At 32.1% G+C, this 17,948-nt stretch carries 20 protein-coding genes; 15 read left to right on the top strand and 5 right to left on the bottom strand.

Annotated features, from left to right (window positions below):
- Window positions 1-33 precede the first annotated feature (33 nt).
- The 3 genes from AC3WTI_RS02675 to AC3WTI_RS02685 are packed head-to-tail and all read left to right on the top strand — an operon-like array spanning window position 34 to window position 3,222.
- Window positions 34-1,296, top strand: a complete 1,263-nt coding sequence (locus tag AC3WTI_RS02675; RefSeq protein WP_253621554.1) for an MFS transporter — start codon at window positions 34-36, stop codon at window positions 1,294-1,296.
- 53 nt (window positions 1,297-1,349) lie between these two features.
- Complete coding sequence (locus tag AC3WTI_RS02680) at window positions 1,350-2,216, top strand: ABC transporter permease subunit (protein WP_142286509.1); 867 nt, start codon at window positions 1,350-1,352, stop codon at window positions 2,214-2,216.
- A gap of 1 nt (window position 2,217) precedes the next feature.
- Window positions 2,218-3,222, top strand: a complete 1,005-nt coding sequence (locus AC3WTI_RS02685; RefSeq protein ID WP_087956426.1) for an ABC transporter permease subunit — start codon at window positions 2,218-2,220, stop codon at window positions 3,220-3,222.
- A 49-nt stretch (window positions 3,223-3,271) separates the two neighbouring features.
- On the opposite strand, the gene AC3WTI_RS02690 is transcribed toward AC3WTI_RS02685, so the two are convergent.
- Window positions 3,272-4,009: a ZIP family metal transporter gene (locus AC3WTI_RS02690; protein WP_087956427.1), complete on the bottom strand. Its 738-nt coding sequence runs from the start codon at window positions 4,007-4,009 to the stop codon at window positions 3,272-3,274.
- Between the two features lie 134 nt (window positions 4,010-4,143).
- Between AC3WTI_RS02690 and AC3WTI_RS02695 the strand changes: the two genes are divergently transcribed.
- The 3 genes from AC3WTI_RS02695 (at window position 4,144) to AC3WTI_RS02705 (ending at window position 6,585) form a co-directional block, all read left to right on the top strand.
- Window positions 4,144-4,932 carry a class I SAM-dependent methyltransferase gene (locus AC3WTI_RS02695; protein WP_087956428.1) on the top strand — a complete coding sequence of 263 codons (789 nt, stop codon included), beginning with the start codon at window positions 4,144-4,146 and terminating at the stop codon, window positions 4,930-4,932.
- Window positions 4,933-4,980: 48 nt separating this feature from the next.
- Entirely contained in the window at window positions 4,981-5,610 is a 630-nt protein-coding gene (locus AC3WTI_RS02700) for an immunity protein Imm33 domain-containing protein (protein ID WP_087956429.1), read from the top strand.
- A 108-nt stretch (window positions 5,611-5,718) separates the two neighbouring features.
- Window positions 5,719-6,585, top strand: a complete 867-nt coding sequence (locus AC3WTI_RS02705) for an MBL fold metallo-hydrolase (RefSeq protein ID WP_087956430.1) — start codon at window positions 5,719-5,721, stop codon at window positions 6,583-6,585.
- A 162-nt stretch (window positions 6,586-6,747) separates the two neighbouring features.
- Here AC3WTI_RS02705 and AC3WTI_RS02710 read toward each other — a convergent pair whose 3' ends face one another.
- Together AC3WTI_RS02710 and AC3WTI_RS02715 are read right to left on the bottom strand one after the other, a co-directional pair.
- Window positions 6,748-7,689: a nucleoside hydrolase gene (locus AC3WTI_RS02710; RefSeq protein ID WP_142286508.1), complete on the bottom strand. Its 942-nt coding sequence runs from the start codon at window positions 7,687-7,689 to the stop codon at window positions 6,748-6,750.
- A gap of 33 nt (window positions 7,690-7,722) precedes the next feature.
- Window positions 7,723-8,325 carry a DUF2441 domain-containing protein gene (locus tag AC3WTI_RS02715; RefSeq protein WP_087956432.1) on the bottom strand — a complete coding sequence of 201 codons (603 nt, stop codon included), beginning with the start codon at window positions 8,323-8,325 and terminating at the stop codon, window positions 7,723-7,725.
- A 203-nt stretch (window positions 8,326-8,528) separates the two neighbouring features.
- Here AC3WTI_RS02715 and AC3WTI_RS02720 point away from each other — a divergent pair, with 203 nt between their 5' ends.
- The 6 genes from AC3WTI_RS02720 to AC3WTI_RS02745 all read left to right on the top strand — a co-directional run bounded on the left by AC3WTI_RS02720 (window position 8,529) and on the right by AC3WTI_RS02745 (window position 12,528).
- Entirely contained in the window at window positions 8,529-9,014 is a 486-nt protein-coding gene (locus AC3WTI_RS02720; RefSeq protein WP_087956433.1) for a DUF2798 domain-containing protein, read from the top strand.
- Between the two features lie 180 nt (window positions 9,015-9,194).
- Window positions 9,195-9,620 carry a DMT family transporter gene (locus tag AC3WTI_RS02725; RefSeq protein WP_087956434.1) on the top strand — a complete coding sequence of 142 codons (426 nt, stop codon included), beginning with the start codon at window positions 9,195-9,197 and terminating at the stop codon, window positions 9,618-9,620.
- 19 nt (window positions 9,621-9,639) lie between these two features.
- Window positions 9,640-10,335, top strand: a complete 696-nt coding sequence (locus AC3WTI_RS02730) for a Crp/Fnr family transcriptional regulator (protein ID WP_087956435.1) — start codon at window positions 9,640-9,642, stop codon at window positions 10,333-10,335.
- 16 nt (window positions 10,336-10,351) lie between these two features.
- A complete protein-coding gene (locus AC3WTI_RS02735) occupies window positions 10,352-10,822 on the top strand; it encodes a DMT family transporter (protein ID WP_087956436.1) in 471 nt (156 codons plus the stop codon).
- A 578-nt stretch (window positions 10,823-11,400) separates the two neighbouring features.
- Window positions 11,401-11,808, top strand: a complete 408-nt coding sequence (locus AC3WTI_RS02740) for a GNAT family N-acetyltransferase (RefSeq protein ID WP_087956437.1) — start codon at window positions 11,401-11,403, stop codon at window positions 11,806-11,808.
- Window positions 11,809-11,874: 66 nt separating this feature from the next.
- Window positions 11,875-12,528: an MBL fold metallo-hydrolase gene (locus AC3WTI_RS02745; RefSeq protein ID WP_087956438.1), complete on the top strand. Its 654-nt coding sequence runs from the start codon at window positions 11,875-11,877 to the stop codon at window positions 12,526-12,528.
- 127 nt (window positions 12,529-12,655) lie between these two features.
- Here AC3WTI_RS02745 and AC3WTI_RS02750 read toward each other — a convergent pair whose 3' ends face one another.
- A complete protein-coding gene (locus AC3WTI_RS02750; RefSeq protein WP_087956643.1) occupies window positions 12,656-13,279 on the bottom strand; it encodes a TetR/AcrR family transcriptional regulator in 624 nt (207 codons plus the stop codon).
- Between the two features lie 116 nt (window positions 13,280-13,395).
- Between AC3WTI_RS02750 and AC3WTI_RS02755 the strand changes: the two genes are divergently transcribed.
- Window positions 13,396-15,627 (top strand): MMPL family transporter, encoded by a 2,232-nt coding sequence (locus AC3WTI_RS02755; protein ID WP_087956439.1) that lies wholly within the window; start codon window positions 13,396-13,398, stop codon window positions 15,625-15,627.
- 47 nt (window positions 15,628-15,674) lie between these two features.
- Here AC3WTI_RS02755 and AC3WTI_RS02760 read toward each other — a convergent pair whose 3' ends face one another.
- Window positions 15,675-15,857 carry a DUF4021 domain-containing protein gene (locus AC3WTI_RS02760; RefSeq protein WP_087956440.1) on the bottom strand — a complete coding sequence of 61 codons (183 nt, stop codon included), beginning with the start codon at window positions 15,855-15,857 and terminating at the stop codon, window positions 15,675-15,677.
- Between the two features lie 199 nt (window positions 15,858-16,056).
- Between AC3WTI_RS02760 and catA the strand changes: the two genes are divergently transcribed.
- Window positions 16,057-16,707 carry a type A chloramphenicol O-acetyltransferase gene (gene catA / locus AC3WTI_RS02765; protein ID WP_087956441.1) on the top strand — a complete coding sequence of 217 codons (651 nt, stop codon included), beginning with the start codon at window positions 16,057-16,059 and terminating at the stop codon, window positions 16,705-16,707.
- 202 nt (window positions 16,708-16,909) lie between these two features.
- Window positions 16,910-17,854 carry a GNAT family N-acetyltransferase gene (locus AC3WTI_RS02770; RefSeq protein WP_142286507.1) on the top strand — a complete coding sequence of 315 codons (945 nt, stop codon included), beginning with the start codon at window positions 16,910-16,912 and terminating at the stop codon, window positions 17,852-17,854.
- Window positions 17,855-17,948: the final 94 nt, after the last annotated feature.

Genomic DNA, 17,948 nt, shown 5'->3' on the forward strand with positions numbered 1-17,948 from the left:
AAGACTATTTTGTCGAGAGAAAGGATACGAAGTATGAAAGAAATGCTACAGTTATTTCGCAATAAAGTGTATGCACGTTTTTTTCTAGCAAATATTTTAGAGCGACTCGGTTCTATGATTGCTGGAGTTTCTTTAATGTTTTATTTGCTAGATCAATACGGAGAACAACCAGTTTACGCAACGATGACACAAATTATGATGGCATTACCTGCATTAATCTTTTTTCTATTAGTAGGGACAGTAGTGGATCGTTTTGATAGACAGCGTATATGCACGGTAAGTAACATATGTTGTTCGCTCTGTAATATCGGAATTCTAATTTCGCTTTATTACGGGATGATTATACTCGTCTTTATATTTTTATTTTTAGAAAATGCATGTATACAATTTTTCTCTCCATCAGAACAGTCGATGATACAGGGAGTAGTTGAATCCGACCAATACGGTGCAGCAGCAGGTGTGAATCAAATGGTGAATAGTTTGTATGCTTTGTTTGGTGTAGGAATTGCAACGATGGTGTACTGGACTTTTGGAATATACGGGAGTATTTTAGTAAATACGCTCACTTTTATTATGAGTGGTATTTTAATTCAAACGATATCTATTCCAGAAAAAGTACGTTTGCCAAACGGTATAACAAAATGGAAAGAAGTTAATTTGAAGATGTTAGTAACAGAGTTTCAAGAAGGGATCAAGTATATATATCAAAATGATACTTTAAAAAAATTACTTTTAGGATTTATCGTGTTTGGACTATTAAATGGTATTTTAAGCGTATCCACAACTTACATTTTAAAATATAAATTAGCACCAGCAACGTATGAAAGTTTAGCGATGGTGGGCGGTGTAGTTGGAGGGATTTCATTACTAATTGGAAGTATAGTAGCGACAAGTGTAGGGAAGAAATATGCACCCAAGCCTATTATTGTCTTTGGTATGGCGGGCTCAGGAGTCTTTTTCGGTATGTGTTACTTTGTAAACCACGTATGGTCTTTTTATGTATGTATAGCTTTTGCAACTTTCTTTTTACCGTTTATTAATGTTGCAATCATGGGGTGGATGTATGAAATTGTAGAAGAATCATTCATGGGACGTGTTCAAAGTTTACTTAGTCCATTAACGACAGGATTCCAGCTGTTATCCCTCGGTGCGATAGCGATGTTGTTCCCGAAATGGATTCGTGCAGATACGTTATATATTATTTTATTTGGTTTATTATTTTTTGTTACTTGTTTATATCAAGCTATTTTACCTAGTGGGAAGAAGCAGGTTCAAGGTATAGCTGAAGAGATGTAATATATCTGTTTTTTGTTTCTGAATATTCTATCGAAGGGTAAGGGGAAATCTTTATGTTGATGCGAGTTGCTAAATGGTGTGGGGTTACTTGTTTACAACTAGTAGCTGCAGTTTTATGCATAATCTGCCTAGGTGCACTGCCACGTTTATTTAAGGGATTGCAAATTGATTTAATCGGTTTTTGGAACACGATTGTATTTCTTGGAGGGAAGTTACTTCAACCAGGTGAAATTACATATGGATTTCGGGACTCAAGAAAATTATTTCCGCAAATATGGATTCATTACATTGAAACGATGATTGTATTTCTATCAGCGTTTTTACTATCTTTGCTTATAGCGTATATAATTGTCGTTTGGGTATTGCAGCGTTCTCAAATGAAACAAAGAATATGGAACGGGGTTTTTCTTACGCTTGAGAGTATACCAGATATATTACTTATTTTATTATCACAACTTCTTGTCGTAATTCTTTTTCAAAAAACAGGATTTATGCCGGTCAAACTAGCTGGATTAGGGGAAGAAAAAATACGTTTGTTACCGATTATATGTCTTACAATACCAACAACATTATTGTTTATTAAACTATTGTTATTACGATTTAAAGAAGAATTAGAGAAAGAATATAGTTTGTTTGCTAAGAGTAAAGGGTTAAGCTTACGGCATATTTTGACACATCATATTTCAAGAAATGTTTTGTTAACAACAATCTATTATGCGAAAACAAATATTTTATTTATGCTTTCAAACTTATATATTATCGAATGGATTTTCAATACATATGGTATGTTTGTTTTTGTAAAAGAAAATTCGAAATTAGAAATATTTACAGTGAGTCTAGTTATATTATACGTACCGCTTTTTATACTATTTCGCATATTACATACGCTCTTACAAAATGTGATAAAGGAGCGTGTGTAACATGTGGCAAGTTGTGAAAAGAGATGTGAGATTTTGGATAGGTATTACTTTTTTAAGTGTACTAATGATTATTAGTATTGGATATACGGTGTTTTTTGATGGGAATATTCGTGAACTTACGATGATGTATAACGAAAAAGGGGAACTAAAGGCAGCTCCATTTTCACCATCAAGTAAATTTTGGTTTGGAAGTGATGTGAAAGGCCGCGATCTTGTTCAATTAATAATAGAAGGTGCAAAATGGACAGTTGGAGCGAGTATAATTATAGCGATTTTACGAGTTATAGTTGGAGGGGGAATTGGTTTACTTCTTGGTATGTATAGTAAACGTTCTTTTCCAGTTATTTCATCCTTTTTTGATCCTTTTAGCATTGTACCGATGGTTATGATTTCTTATTTTATGTTAAATGAAGTTTTAACGTTTGATAGTGGAGCAGAAGTTGTGCCGTTGTATTTGCGTGTGACATTTCAAATTATAGTTCTTGTATGTCTTGCTGTACCAACGGTTATGTTGTATGTAGCACAAGAAGTAAAACGTATTAAAAAAGAAGAATTTATGTTGGCAACTACTGTGCTCGGCGGAAGTAAGTGGCATAGGTTGAAGCGACATATATGGCCGCATATGTTACCATCATTTCTTTTATTAGTAGCCCAACAATTTGTGAGTGTACTATTGCTTCTTTTGCATCTTGGATTACTTAAGTTATTTTTTGGAGGAACGATATTATTTGGATTAGATGCAGATAGTGTAACAAAAGAATGGACTGGCCTAATTGGTCAAAACTTCCGCCATTTAACTACACATACATGGATAGTACTTATACCAATTGCTTTCTATAGTATGACGATCTTGTCAGGCAATCTAATTAGTAATAGTATGCAAGATGCGATTAAATTAGGAAATGTAAAAATACCTAAGAGCAAGGATAAAGAAGTAAAGGAAGAGAAACAAGTAAAATCTACTACTGTGCCTGATTTTTCTTTCTATAGAGATATACAAAAATAAAAAAGATAGCTGAAGACACATCGTTTTCAGCTATCTTTTTTCGTTTCATTTAGTGGTGTCCAGCAAATAGAGTAAACATTATTATTAGTAAAAATCCACTAGTTGCCCACATGAAAAATGTAAGGAAAGAGAGCTGCTTCTTTGCTTTCCAAAGCATTTCATGAATTGTAACATAGCCAAGTGAACCGATAGCACTTCCCATAATAAGCCCTTGTAAATGTATGGCTTTGCCTTCCATCAAAATGCCAAAAACAGTACCGGTACCGAGAATAAGTGAAAGTAATAAAGTCGTTAGTAAAAATGAAATATATTTATGCTTTGTAAAGAGAAAGGGGATAATTAAAGCTAATCCTTCAGGAATATGGTGAACGACAATTGCTATTAAAAAAGGAATGGCAGAGTCAGCATGATTAATAAAAGCTGCACCTAAAGCAAAGCCACTCGGCAAATTATGAATAAATATAGCAAAAGAAAGAAAAAGGAAAGTTTGCCACGCTTGTTGATCTTTTTTACGTATCATTGGATGATGACAATAGTTATCTAATAGGCTCATAACTAAAATACCGATAGCTATACCGAGTATAGGGCCGATTATTTCATAGCTTGCAAATGTTTCAGGAATAATTTCAAGTGATAAAAGTCCAAGTAAAATTCCGCCGCATAATGCGTATAAACGATGCATTTTTTCTTCAATTAGCTGACGGGTAGCAATGCCGACCGCACCACCTAATAGTAATCCACCGAATGAAAAAAATGTAACTATCATAGGAATCCATAATCGTTCCATCGTATCACACTCCGATTCGTCCACTTATTTTTAGCTTACGAAAAGGAAAGTTAGATTAGTCCAAGTAATTGTGTTTGATTATAGAGAAAAAACTAATAATTCGTTATAATTTATATATTAAATATAAGTGGAAAATGAAATGGGGAATACGTTTGCAAACAAAATGGAGTCTATCTGAATACGAAAATCCAAAACGATATGATATAGAAAATAAAAGTCTGTCAGATTTTCCGTTTTTACTATCATGGGCACAAAAACTAAATATACAAAATGAATGGATTCTAGATCTTGCCTGTGGTACAGGAAGGGTTACAATTCCATTTATAGAAAATGGATATCAAATGATTGGTGTAGATATACATGAAGGCATGCTTGCTGAAGCAAAGACAAAAACCACGGATTGTAAGAAGGTAAAATGGTTACAACAAGACTGTTTACAATTAAGCATGAATGAAACAATTCCGTTAGCATTTATGGTGGGGCACGGATTCCAGCATTTCCTTACGAATACAGATCAAGATCAGTTATTAACATCTATTCATCACGTATTAGCTGAAAATGGTATATTCATATTCGATACACGTTTTCCTTCAAAAGAAGAATTAATACAGCCATCTACAGAAGAATATTGGACAACTATTAGTGATGAAAAGGGAAGAAAATGTGATTTATATACTGAAATGATATACGATTCAATTCAGCAAATACAGCATTACATAACAACAAGAAGGTTTTATGAGGGCGATGCTCTAGTAGAGGAAATAAAAACAACGATAGATCTGCGTTATACGTACCCGCAGGAGTTAGAAAGATTATTAGTAGCGAATGGCTTTGAATTATTACATATATATAATGATTGGGAAGGCAATGAGTTAGGGGAAGATTGCTATTCTATGGTAGTAGTCTGCCGGAAGAAAAAATAGTATTATTTTAAAAATATGAATGTGAAAAGCCTTTAAGGAGAGGAAAAAATGACTTGGTACTTAGATAATGTTTATGAATTAAATAAAGAAGCGCCCTATACATTCTACCTTCCTAGCTCAGAAGTTTTAGAGAAATTAAAGGTTGGAGATTTGGTAAAGCTAATTTTTGTATCTAAAAATGAGGAAGAAGATGGATTTAATGGTGAAAGAATGTGGGTTGAAATCATTGAAAGAAATGAGAAGAAGTTTGTAGGGGAACTGAGCAATGAACCATATCGCTTAGATTTAAAAATAGGTGATAAAATTTCATTTGGGATTGAAAATATATGTGATACGGAATATAACGATTCATCTTCAAAAGATTGGGATTTTTATTTTGATACGAAGGTAATTGTTAGTAATGATGTACTTGAAAAAAGAGAATTTAACTTTATGCTTAAAGAAGATTCAAGAGAAAAAGGTGACTCTGGTTGGTCAATTTTAAGTGGCTATGAAAGTGATGACTATGTGAATGATCCTAAAAACTTTCAAATTATTTCAATTGGAGTCATATTGAATATAGATGATACTATTTTGAAATTTCTTGAGGAACCACCTTTATGTGCATATGAAAGGAATGATAAAGGTAGTTTTTATAAGATTGAAGACTATGATTGGGATACTTATTTAAATGGATAGAAAAAGTTATTACGTTTTAAAGAAAGCAATATAATTTCACTCTATGTGCTTGATAAAGATTCTACAGATAATAATTCAAGAGATTAATAGTAAATGGAGGAACAAATGATGCAACAAATTAAAAAAATAGGAAACTCATTTTGGTATATGACACCAGTTTCTGAAACAGATAGACCTATATTAGGAATGGTTGTTGGACAAGAAAAAACGTTAATGATCGATGCAGGGAATTCAGAGGAACATGCACAATTATTTTTAGAAATGTTAAAAGAAAAAAACGTATCGAATCCTGATTTTGTAGCACTAACGCATTGGCATTGGGATCATATTTTTGGATTATCTGTATTACAGAATGCATTAACTATTTCACACGCTGAAACGAAAAAAGAAATGCAGGCAATAGTATCTTATGAATGGACAGATGAAGCGTTGGACGCACGCATAAAAGAGGGTACGGAAATTGCATTTTGTGCGGATTGCATCAAAAAAGAGTTTGAAGAAAAAGCGAGAAATATTAAAATTATTCTTCCAACCTTAACGTTCCAGGATCAAATTGAATTAGACCTTGGCGAGGTGACCTGCGTGTTAAAACATGTGGGCGGAGATCATGCACATGATTCAGTTGTTATGTACATAAAAGAAGAAAAGATATTGTTTTTAGGAGACTGTATATATGCAGATATTTTTTCTTCGAAGTGGAACTATACGACGAAAAGAACGTTTGCATTAATAGATGAATTAGAAAAATTTGATGCTGAGACATATATTCTCTCTCATGGGGAAGCGATAAATCGAGAGGAGTTTTTACAAGAGATTCGTATGTTAAAAACAGTAGGAACTTATACTGAAATACATAAAGGCGATGAAGGAAAGATAAAGGAAGCGTATAAACGAGACATAGATAGAGAATTAAATGAAGATGAACTAGAAACAATAACGTTTTTTGTAAATGGTTATGAAATGAATAATCAATAAGACACGACATGAATCCAATATAATTAATTTGCACAAAAAGAGTATTGAAATTTAATTCAATACTCTTTTCAATAGTTAAATATGTAGTTTCAACCAAATTCTAAATGGGGAATCATTATCTGGAGGGGTGTCATTCTATTTATTTTTCGTATAGATAGTGGTTCAAGTAGAAGCTTTCTTTGCTAATTCAGTTATATAGTTGAAAAATCCATTGTGGTTTACATCATATACTACATTTACAGGTCGCCCACCATAAAATTCCACTGTACGCCCCTGGCTTGGTCCGTATGTATGAACGATACTATTAATCGTTTGAGTTTTTGCGAGGTTAGTGTTTCCGACAAGAGCAGTTGTTAGTACATCCCACAAGTAGTAAGTAGAGTTCGTTGAAAAGTGAACGAGGGGAGGAACCATCGCATAGCATTGGCCAAGGAAATCTAAACCAATATACTTTCGTTCTTTTGCCCAACGTTCACGTATGTCTATAGTTAATGGAACTTGGTTTGTACTTTCTAGTGTCACTAAGTCGATTTCAATTTTTGATTCCCATACACGAGCTACTGCTTTAGGGTCCCAAAATGAATTCCACTCAGCTGTTCCATCATGCTCTGGTTCATGTACATTGCCTGCGGTAAGAAATGTACCCCCCATCCAAACGAGACGTTCAATTTTATCTTCGACTATGGGAGCTTCATATAATGCACGAGCAAGGTCAGTTAGGGGTCCCGTAAATAATAAAGTTGTTTTTCCTTCTGTTTGTAGAAGCGTTTCTATTAAGTGATGATGTGCAGGCTTTGCTGCTACAGGTGTTATAACTTTTCCAGCCTCATTTAAAATTGGTAAAGCATCTACATAAAATGCATGCATCCGCCAGTCTTTTGGAAATGGATTTTTCGCACGGGAATTTGATGCGGCTACTTCAATATATTCTTTGCTGAAGCGATCAATAATTTTGCGACTTGCAGACATTGCTGGTTCCAAATAGCAATCAGCAGGGATAACTGAAACACCTGCAAGTTTGACATTATCCATCTGAAGTAATAAAAATAGTGAAATTAAATCATCTACACCACCATCATGATTGAAGTACACTTTTTTCATCATTGTAATCTCCATCCTATTTGATTTAGTTAGAAATTAAACATGAATTGAGGAAAAGTCATCAATAATTTCAACTACTTCAATTTCGCCATTAATGAGTAGTTCAGGGAGTTCGTTATTCACATTTCCTTTCCAATATTCTCTAGCTTGTTCCATTTTTTGAGAAAAAGGAATAGCATCTTCTTTCGGTAAAAGATTCCCGTCACCTTCAAAAGAACTTCCGATTACTCGTAGTTTAACAATCTGCAAAACTTCTCGATTGTAAGAATCAAATAATGCTTTCCATTTTAAAGCATCTTCATAGCTTTTAGCGGCATATAAACAAGACAACCTTGATGGATAATCAGGATATTCTTGCAGCCTAACCATTTCCACAATCGTTTCTCTAATGGCTCTAATTGTTTGATCCATGTAATTCATAACTACTGTAGCATTTTCATTCTTTATATGTAATTCTTCATTTGTATAATGTTCTTTTAAAATTTGTATAGAATCCTCACCACTAGAATTCAAATGTTCTCTTTCAAAAAAGAAGTGGAATAGCGTATTAGTTTGATTTTTATTAAATTGAATGCTTTGTCCGATCTTCACTTTTTTCCTTGTTACGATATGATATACGAAAAATCCTTGTTCATTCATGGTTCTCCTCCAAGTAGTAATGTTTAAATTTAGTAATTCAACATTGAAATATATAAAACCTTTATAAGTAAAAGTAAGAATTTGAGTTGAAAGTAAAGAAAATATATGAAAACGTTTTAAATTTGTTCACAAAATGTTCACTTACGAAGAGGTTTCCAATATCGATATAATGACAAAGACTCAAAGAGAAAGGATGATGAATTTTGCCATCAACAAGAAAGGAAAATCTCCAATTTGGTATGATGATGTGCCTTGGGATGGTTATCGTAATGACGTTTTACAATTTACTAATGAATGGATCAGGAGGGCCAATTTATATTAAGGAGATTGCATTAGAACTACTAATTGGATTTATTATTGCGCTATTAATTGAAATATGTATCGTTGGACCTTGTGCGAAAAAACTTGTCTTTACGTTACCATTTGATAAATCGAAAAAAGTAAATATTATTATTGCGATGGCGACAGCTATGGTTATTGGAATGGTTTTCTTCATGTCATTTTATGGAATGGCTATAACGTATTTTCATAATGGGTTACATGGTGAATCATTCGTTTCAATGTATTTCAAGATTTTTATTAAAAATTTCATTATGGCGTATCCATTACAATTAATTATTATGGGGCCGCTTGTGCGTTTCTTATTTGGAAAGTTTGTTTTGAAGAAGAAATCTGTTAATGTAGCGTAGTCGTAATTACTAAAATTATATATATAAATAAAAAATAAAAGCGCATCTCAAATATTTTGAGGTGTGTTTTTTTGTGGGCATTCGCAGTTATTTTCTTAGTTGTTGTGACATTTGTCCTTTTGCTTATATAGGATTATAGCTTTTAATTAAGTCAGAAATAAAAGATTAGGAGATGATTTTTTGAAAGGCATTGTATTTGCTGTATTTGCTGGCGTATTTATTACACTTCAAGGCACATTTAATGCGAAACTTAGTTCACATATTGGTATATGGTCGACGAGTATTATTACGCATTTTATTGGATTCCTTATTGTAACAACAATATTTTTGTTAAAGAAAGAAGAGAAAGTAACGGATTTAAAGCGTGTGAAAAAAATATATTTAGCAGCGGGTGCATTTGGTGTATTAATTATTTGTGCGGAAACGCTGGCGATATATTCACTAGGAGTTACATTGACAGCAGGTACACTTATGGTTGCACAATTGTTAACAGCAACTTTTATTGAGATGAAAGGATTATTTCAAATGAAAAAGATACAGATGGAGAGAGATCATATTGTCGGAACAATAGTAATGATTATAGGTATTGTTGTATTTAATATGTAAATAAAAGGGGGAAACGAAAGTGGAGAATAGATCAGATTTAATTATTCATTATTTAAAAACAAATAAAAAGCTTGAGGCTTTTTCAGAAATAGATACAGCTTATTTTCAATTAAATCATTATGAAAAAGGTGAGCTTATTTGCAATATAGATGATGAAATGGATCGTTTATATTTTGTTGTTAAAGGTAAAGTAAAAGTTTACACGATTACACCAGAGGGAAAGAAACTGATCCTTCGTTTTATTAATCCATTGGCGGTTGTTGGTGATATTGAATTCATACAAAATAGTAAAGCGCATAATGCTGTTGAAGCTTGTTCAGAAGTTGTAGCAATCTCTATTTCTCATATGGTTATTAGAAATAAGTTATTACAACATCCTAAATTAATGAATTTCTTACTTGAAAACATTGCGAACACATTAAAAATATCGACTCGTTTTACAGCTCTTAATTTACTTTATCCAGTAGAAGTACGTGTAGCAAGTTATTTACTTTCTATTTCCACTGACAGTAACGGGAATATGTATAAAGAAGATTTGGATGCGACTTCTGTATCAAGTATTGCGGATTTTATAGGTGTAAGTTATAGGCATGTAATTCGGGTTTTACAAAAATTTTATAAAGAGAAATTAATTGAAAAGAACAATGGAGTTATTGTAATTAAAGATTTTTTGAGAATGAAGGAAGTTGCTAAAAATAATATATATGAGCAATGAAAAGGGGAGAGGGAGTATGATTGGATTTAGTTTAGCTATAGTAGCAGGAATATTAATTAGCGTACAATCTGTTTTTAACGCAAAGGTAAATGAAAGTGTAGGACAGTGGTTAACAACAACATGTGTTCTTGGAATAGGTCTCATAAGTTCTATTCTATTTTATATTATTGCAGAAAACAGTATTAGCATTAAAGTGTATACTACAAATTACTTGTTTTATGTAAGTGGATTGTTTGGCATCGGTTTAATTATTTGTATCATGGGTGCAATCAAGAGTTTAGGACCAGCGTATACGGTGCTCATTAGTCTTATTACTCAATTAGTTGTTGCTCTATGCATTGATACATTTGGATTATTTGGAATAGAGAGGGTTCCCTTACAAATAAATAAATTAATTGGAATTGTTCTATTAATTGTAGGGGTAGGGATTTTTAAAAATCTATTTTCGAATAAGAAAGATATTAATATAAATGAGGATAGAGCTTAAATACATTACAGGGAGAGTTTTGAATGATTAGAGTAATAGTAGTGAATACTCTTTTTGTGAAGGTATTACATTTATTTGAGGAAATCGTAAGTTATCAATTAGCACAGTTGAAAAATAAGTAAAGAAGCCTTAGATAAATTGTGATCTTATATATGCACTTATTCTTTTGAAGTTATGTGAACTATCGTAATAGGATAAGTATCTATAAAGTAGTCTATGATTAAAATTAAATATTACCTAGTATATTTAACTAATGAATACAATGTCTTTTTCAGTTATTATGCTGTAAAAAAATTTATGGTAAAATCTAAAACATAATGAAATAAAGGGGTAGTATTATATGGGTTATTTCTCAAACAGTTTATTAGTGTTGTTTGTCCTGATCGTCTGTAGTTGTATGATTTTTGGTTAATAATATAATGATGGATTTATATAAAAGAAGTTAACTGAGGAGAAGTTAGCTTCTTTTTATTTTATGTTGAGAAGGAATTATATTGTTGTTATGGAAGTTTGTTTATATTTTATAAAATTACCCTTTTTATAAAATATAAACAATCGATAGAGTTAGGAGTATTTACATGAATAATAGTATAAATTACACAATAGAACACCCAACAAATTTCAATGGATTATTAACTGTATATGAATCTTTAGGTTGGAATTCTCTTCAATTAACGGTTAACGAATTAGAACAAATGTGTAAACAAAGTTGGTATGCAATGTATGCTTTTGATGATAAGAAGCTAGTAGGGATGGGGCGTATTATATCAGATGGTGTAATTACGGGCGTTATTTGTGGTGTTTGTGTATTGCCAGAGTATCAGTACATTGGTATTGGAAAAGAAATAGTAGAACGATTAATCCAGCACTGTGAACAAAACAAGGTTATTCCCCAACTTATGTGTGTGGAAAAATTACAATCTTATTATGAATCTATAGGGTTTCAGGCGTTTTCTGTTGGCATGACAAAACATATTATAAGATAGTAGAGCTTTATATTTCCAGTTTAATCGTACATATCTTCAAACTTCAGTATAAAGGAGAGTTGCTATATGGAGATTGCTAAAGGGGTAGAAATGTTACAACTTGAGTTTCAAGAATTTATTATTCACCCAATTCTTTTATGGGATGATGAAATGGCAGTTTTAATAGATACTGGTTTTCCTGGACAATTTGAAGATATACAAGTAGGGATGGAAAAGGTTGGGGTATCATTTGATAAGTTAAAAGTGGTGATTTTGACGCATCAGGATATAGATCATATAGGTAGTCTTCCGGAGTTATTGCAACGCTGTGGAAGTAATATTAAAGTTTATGCGCACGAGTTAGATAAGCCATATATTGAGGGAGATTTACCTTTATTGAAGGATGAAAAAATTGAGAATCCACCACAAGGAAAAGTGAGTAATACTGTGATTGACGGGCAAGAACTTTCGTATTGCGGTGGGATACTAATTCTACATACTCCAGGGCATACGCCGGGGCATATTAGTTTATATTTGAAACAAAGTAAAACTCTTATTGCAGGAGACTCGATGTATAGTGTGAATGGAAAGTTAGGAGGAATTCACACCCCAACAACTTTAAATATTAAAGAAGCACAGCAGTCTTTGAAAAAGTATTTAAATTTAGATATTGAATCTGTAGTTTGTTATCATGGTGGATTAAGTAAGGAGAATATAAATGTTCAAATTCAAAAGTTGTAAAGGTGTGAAGGGAAATTTTTTTGTTAAATAGTGCTAAAATATAATTTAATTACGAGTATATAAATAATAAAAAAGCATGTTTGAATTTTTTCACACATGCTTTTTTATTAAATGAAATTTAGTAATATTAACATCCTAATCCGTTCCAATAAAAAGAAACGATTTCTTGCGCTAATTCATCTATATTTGTAAGAATAGGATTGTGATTTTCATCTTTAAAGTTCCCAATTGATAATAAAGATACGAAAGCATGAGCCGCAAACTTAGCATTTCCTTTTGGGATTTCTCCAATTTGCATCGCGTTATCGAGTGCTTTTTCTAGCACTTCATACATGCTATCTTCAGCATTTTTTAATTGTTTCAATTGTTCTTCAGATAACGATAGTTTTGCATCTTTCATAAAATTTTTCATATCAATATCCATTGTTGCGTGTAAGTAGACTTTAGCGAAGTCCAATAATCTTTCTTTTAAAGTCTTATTTGTAGAAAGGATTTGAGACATATTCTCGCGTATACGTACCATCATTTGAATCATAGTAGCGGTAAATAAATCTGCTTTTGTTGAATAGTAATAGTATACGGTTGCTTTCGTAACACCACAAACTTTTGCGACTTCATCCATGGAAACGACTTGATAATTTTGAGTAAGAAATAGCCGAGTTGCCACTTCCAAAATGGTTTCTTTTGTAGATTTTGTATTTTTATTTTGACGAGGCCTTCCAAGAGGACGTTGTTTTTGTTCCAAATCTATTCGCTCCTGACATGTATTGTTGAGATAATTATAACACAAATTTTTATTCATTCTTGATTAATTAACCGACCAGTATATATAATTAAAAGTGGAAGAGAAAAGAAAGGTGGGTTTTTATGAAAAAGCACCCGTTACATATGTTAGGGAGGCTTGTAGCAGGGAAACATACACAATGGATAACTTTATCGGTATGGATTCTTATTACATTAGTACTTTCATTTACGTTACCACAAGTAAACAGTACGAAAGAACCGAATCCGAAAAATTTACCTGAAACAGCTATGTCGCAGCAAGCGGAAGCAATTATGAAAAAAGAGTTTCCGAATAATGCAGGGAATCCTTTATTAGTAGTATGGTATAGAGATGGTGGATTACAGTCGCAGGATTATAAACTCATACAAGACGTTTATAAAGAGTTAAAAGCTAGTCCTTTAAAGGAACAATCAACATTACCACCATTTGATACAATCCCGGAACAAGTATTATCAAAAAGTGCATCAAAAGATGGTACATCATTTGTTACACCAGTATTCTTTAACAAGGCTGCTGGAACAGATATATTAAAAGGAAATCTTGATGATTTAAGAAAGATAGTGAATAGTAAGGTCGATGAAGATCCATTTAAACAAAAAATAAGTGATTCTGGATTACATGTTCGATTATCTGGACCAGTAGGCATTCAAACAGATGCAGTTAGTTTGTTTAGTCAAGCAGATGTGAAATTATTAATTGCAACTGTACTACTCGTATTAGTCCTATTAATTTTACTGTATCGTTCACCAATTTTAGCAATTTTACCTTTACTTGTTGTTGGCTTTGCATACGGTATTATTAGTCCTACACTTGGTTTTTTAGCTGATCACGGATGGATTAAAGTAGATGCCCAGGCGATATCAATTATGACAGTATTATTGTTTGGTGCTGGAACGGATTATTGTCTATTTTTAATTTCGAGATATCGGGAGTACTTGTTAGAAGAAGAAAATAAATATAAGGCATTGCAACTTGCAATTAAAGCTTCTGGCGGAGCAATTATAATGAGTGCATTAACTGTTGTACTTGGATTAGGAACATTATTACTTGCTCATTATGGTGCCTTTCATCGATTTGCAGTACCATTTAGTGTTGCTGTATTCATAATGGGAATTGCTGCTTTAACAATTCTTCCTGCATTTTTATTAATTTTCGGTAGAGCGGCATTCTTCCCGTTTATACCGAGAACAACTTCGATGAATGAGGAATTAGCAAGAAAGAAAAAGAAAGTAGTAAAAGTGAAAAAATCAAAAGGTGCCTTTAGTAAAAAACTTGGTGATGTTGTAGTACGAAGACCGTGGACAATAATTATGCTCACTGTATTTGTATTAGGTGGATTGGCATCATTTGTACCACGTATTCAATACACATATGACTTATTAGAATCGTTTCCTAAAGATATGCCTTCCCGTGAAGGGTTTACGTTAATTAGTGATCATTTCTCAGCTGGTGAATTAGCGCCAGTAAAAGTTGTTGTTGATACGAAAGGAAAAGGGCTTCCTATTAAAGAAGAACTAGAGAAATTTTATTTCGTAAAAACTGTGAAAGATCCAAAAGAGGGCAAAGAAAATAAGCAAATTAAAATGTATGAGGTTTCTTTAGCTGAAAATCCATACTCAATTGAAGCATTAGATCAAATCCCTAAATTGAAAAACAGTGTAGAAAAAGTATTAAAAGATGCTGGGGTTAATAATGCAGAAGATCAACTATGGATTGGCGGAGAAACAGCGTCATTATATGATACAAAGCAAATTACGGAACGTGATGAAGCAGTTATCATTCCAGTAATGATTAGTATTATAGCTTTATTATTACTTGTTTACTTACGATCAATTGTTGCGATGATTTATTTAATTGTAACTGTTGTATTATCGTTCTTCTCGGCATTAGGAGCAGGGTGGATATTACTTCACTTCGGTATGGGGGCACCGGCCATTCAAGGTGCAATACCGTTATACGCATTCGTATTTTTAGTTGCTTTAGGTGAAGATTATAATATCTTTATGGTTTCAGAAATATGGAAAAATAGAAAGACACAAAATCATTTGGATGCAGTAAAAAATGGTGTTATACAAACAGGTAGTGTCATTACATCAGCAGGTTTAATTTTAGCAGGAACTTTTGCAGTATTAGGTACACTTCCAATTCAAGTTCTCGTTCAATTTGGTATAGTAACTGCAATTGGTGTACTACTAGATACGTTTATCGTTAGACCGTTACTTGTACCAGCAATTACAGTTGTTCTAGGACGCTTTGCTTTTTGGCCAGGAAAGCTTTCAAGAAAGAGTGAAGAAGTACAAAAGGTGGATGCATAGTTAAAAAAGCCAAGGATATTTTCCTTGGCTTTTTTCTATGTAGTACATTAATTTTTTGAAGTCAAATCTTCAGTTTCAGCGTGATCAGCATCTTCAATAGCAGTTTCTGGCATTCCATATAAGCCGTTCATTGCTTGTTCTTCGATATTAAGGTTTGCAGTAGTATTATTTTGAATAGGTGTCGTGTTTTCGATAACATTTTCTTTTTTATTTACATTTTTGTTATTCATGTATGAATCCTCCGAATTTCTTTTGATTTATGTATAGTATGTGGTTGGATTTCAAGAAATATGTGAATAGATTTTTGCAGGTGTTATATACTTAAATAAAAACTTGAGGATAAATATAAATTGTAAGGAGTGAATAGGTGTGGTGAAAACAAGAAAGTTAGCCTTCTAAAATAAAATGAAATTTTAGGAGGCTATTAAAATGAGGTTTCATATAATTGACAGAGAAAATTGGAATAGAGAGCAGTATTTTGAACATTATTTAAAGTTGAAATGTACGTTTAGTATGACTGTGAATGTTGATATCACGAGGTTATTAAAGGGATTACGTCAAAAGGGAATAAAATTTTATCCCGTTTTTATATATTTAATTTCTAGAGTAGTAAATAATCATAAAGAATTTCGAACATGTTTTAACGATGAAGGAGCTTTAGGATATTGGGAAGAAATGATCCCAAGTTATACAATCTTCCATAAAGATGATAAATCTTTTTCAAGTATATGGACGGATTATTCTAGTGATTTCTACATTTTCTATAAAAATTATGAAGAGGATATGAGATGCTATGCTAATATTCATGGTCTCTTCACGAAAGAAAATATTCCGCCAAATGTTTTTCCGATTTCTAGCATACCTTGGGCTAGTTTTACTGGATTTAATCTAAATATTAATAATGATGGTGATTTTCTATTACCGATTATAACTTGCGGGAAATATTTTAATGAAGAAAATAAGGTTATGTTACCAGTTTCATTGCAAGTACATCATTCAGTTTGTGATGGATATCACGCGAGTCGATTTATTGAAGATTTACAGAAGTTAAGTAATAGTTGTAACGAGTGGCTTAAGTAATATCTAATTTTTAATTATACACAATTGAATATGAAAAAAAGAAGAGAACATGTTTATATAGCATGATCTCTTTTTATTTATTAATACTAATAAATAGTGGAAGATATAGGGTTATTTGTAGTTTAATAGTAAATAAGTTGATTGGTTTTAATTTTCTGTATTTTACATCTATATCGTTCACAAAACTTATTATTTTGTAACAATGAAGGGGAAAACAAAAATGACAATAATATCTATAGAAAAAGCTACAATTTTAGATGCTGAAAAGTTAACAGAAATAATGACAAAAACATTTGATGAAGAAGCAAAACGATGGCTATCCGGTCAAGGTAATGCTAATGACTATAACATCCAACCACCTGGCTATTCTTCAGTAGAAATGATGAAATATTCGATTGAAGAGCTGGATTCTTTCAAAGTGATAGTGGATGAAAAAATAATCGGGGGAATTATAGTCACAATCTCCGGTAAGTCATACGGTCGAATTGATCGTATTTTTGTAGATCCTGTTTATCAAGGAAAAGGAATTGGGTCATTTGTTATTAAATTAATAGAAGAGGAATATCCGAACATAAGGATTTGGGATCTCGAAACATCCAGTAGACAAATAAATAATCATCATTTTTATAAAAAAATGGGCTATGAAATCATTTTTAAATCTGAAGATGAGTATTGTTATGTAAAAAGAATTACTGTAGATTCAGCTGAAGAGGAGCTGATAAAAAATAAAGATATGCAAAATAGCCAATACGAAAACTGTAATCTAGTAAATACAGAGTATTATCAAGTGAATTTAAAAAACAGTTCCTTTGTTGGTAGCAATATGATGAATATGAAGATGGGTAATTGTAATGTGAGTCAATCAAATTTTAGAAATATAAATTTTAGAAATTCTTCATATGCAGATTTAAATCTTTCTGGTAGTAAATTTGATTTTGTGACTTTAGGTGGAGTTCAATTTAAAGATACAAGTCTCGGAGAAGATAAAGATCCTATTTCATTTAATAGTTGTGATTTAGAAGGTAGTACGATTAGTAATTGTAATCTGAAAAATATTGAAATAGAAAATTGTGATATATCCGGTATGAAAATAAATGGTATTCCAATTGAAAATCTATTTGAGTTATATAATAAAGTAAAAAGTTAACCTGTATTTGGTGTAGATAAGGTATTCGTAAATCAGATGATACACTGAAATAATTGTGTAAAAATAACATAAAGAAACATAGAAGAGAAGGGAT

This window comes from Bacillus sp. EB106-02-03-XG38 (assembly GCF_058792175.1).

Excerpts from the sequence above, each read along its gene's own strand:
- AC3WTI_RS02740 (WP_087956437.1), top strand. The coding sequence starts at position 11,401 with ATGAATAATAGTATAAATTACACAATAGAACACCCAACAAATTTCAAT.
- AC3WTI_RS02690 (WP_087956427.1), bottom strand. The coding sequence starts at position 4,009 with ATGGAACGATTATGGATTCCTATGATAGTTACATTTTTTTCATTCGGT.
- AC3WTI_RS02760 (WP_087956440.1), bottom strand. The coding sequence starts at position 15,857 with ATGAATAACAAAAATGTAAATAAAAAAGAAAATGTTATCGAAAACACG.
- catA (WP_087956441.1), top strand. The coding sequence starts at position 16,057 with ATGAGGTTTCATATAATTGACAGAGAAAATTGGAATAGAGAGCAGTAT.
- AC3WTI_RS02745 (WP_087956438.1), top strand. The coding sequence starts at position 11,875 with ATGGAGATTGCTAAAGGGGTAGAAATGTTACAACTTGAGTTTCAAGAA.
- AC3WTI_RS02755 (WP_087956439.1), top strand. The coding sequence starts at position 13,396 with ATGAAAAAGCACCCGTTACATATGTTAGGGAGGCTTGTAGCAGGGAAA.
- AC3WTI_RS02715 (WP_087956432.1), bottom strand. The coding sequence starts at position 8,325 with ATGAATGAACAAGGATTTTTCGTATATCATATCGTAACAAGGAAAAAA.
- AC3WTI_RS02680 (WP_142286509.1), top strand. The coding sequence starts at position 1,350 with ATGTTGATGCGAGTTGCTAAATGGTGTGGGGTTACTTGTTTACAACTA.
- AC3WTI_RS02675 (WP_253621554.1), top strand. The coding sequence starts at position 34 with ATGAAAGAAATGCTACAGTTATTTCGCAATAAAGTGTATGCACGTTTT.
- AC3WTI_RS02735 (WP_087956436.1), top strand. The coding sequence starts at position 10,352 with ATGATTGGATTTAGTTTAGCTATAGTAGCAGGAATATTAATTAGCGTA.
- AC3WTI_RS02705 (WP_087956430.1), top strand. The coding sequence starts at position 5,719 with ATGCAACAAATTAAAAAAATAGGAAACTCATTTTGGTATATGACACCA.
- AC3WTI_RS02695 (WP_087956428.1), top strand. The coding sequence starts at position 4,144 with ATGAAATGGGGAATACGTTTGCAAACAAAATGGAGTCTATCTGAATAC.
- AC3WTI_RS02770 (WP_142286507.1), top strand. The coding sequence starts at position 16,910 with ATGAAGGGGAAAACAAAAATGACAATAATATCTATAGAAAAAGCTACA.
- AC3WTI_RS02700 (WP_087956429.1), top strand. The coding sequence starts at position 4,981 with ATGACTTGGTACTTAGATAATGTTTATGAATTAAATAAAGAAGCGCCC.
- AC3WTI_RS02685 (WP_087956426.1), top strand. The coding sequence starts at position 2,218 with ATGTGGCAAGTTGTGAAAAGAGATGTGAGATTTTGGATAGGTATTACT.
- AC3WTI_RS02710 (WP_142286508.1), bottom strand. The coding sequence starts at position 7,689 with ATGATGAAAAAAGTGTACTTCAATCATGATGGTGGTGTAGATGATTTA.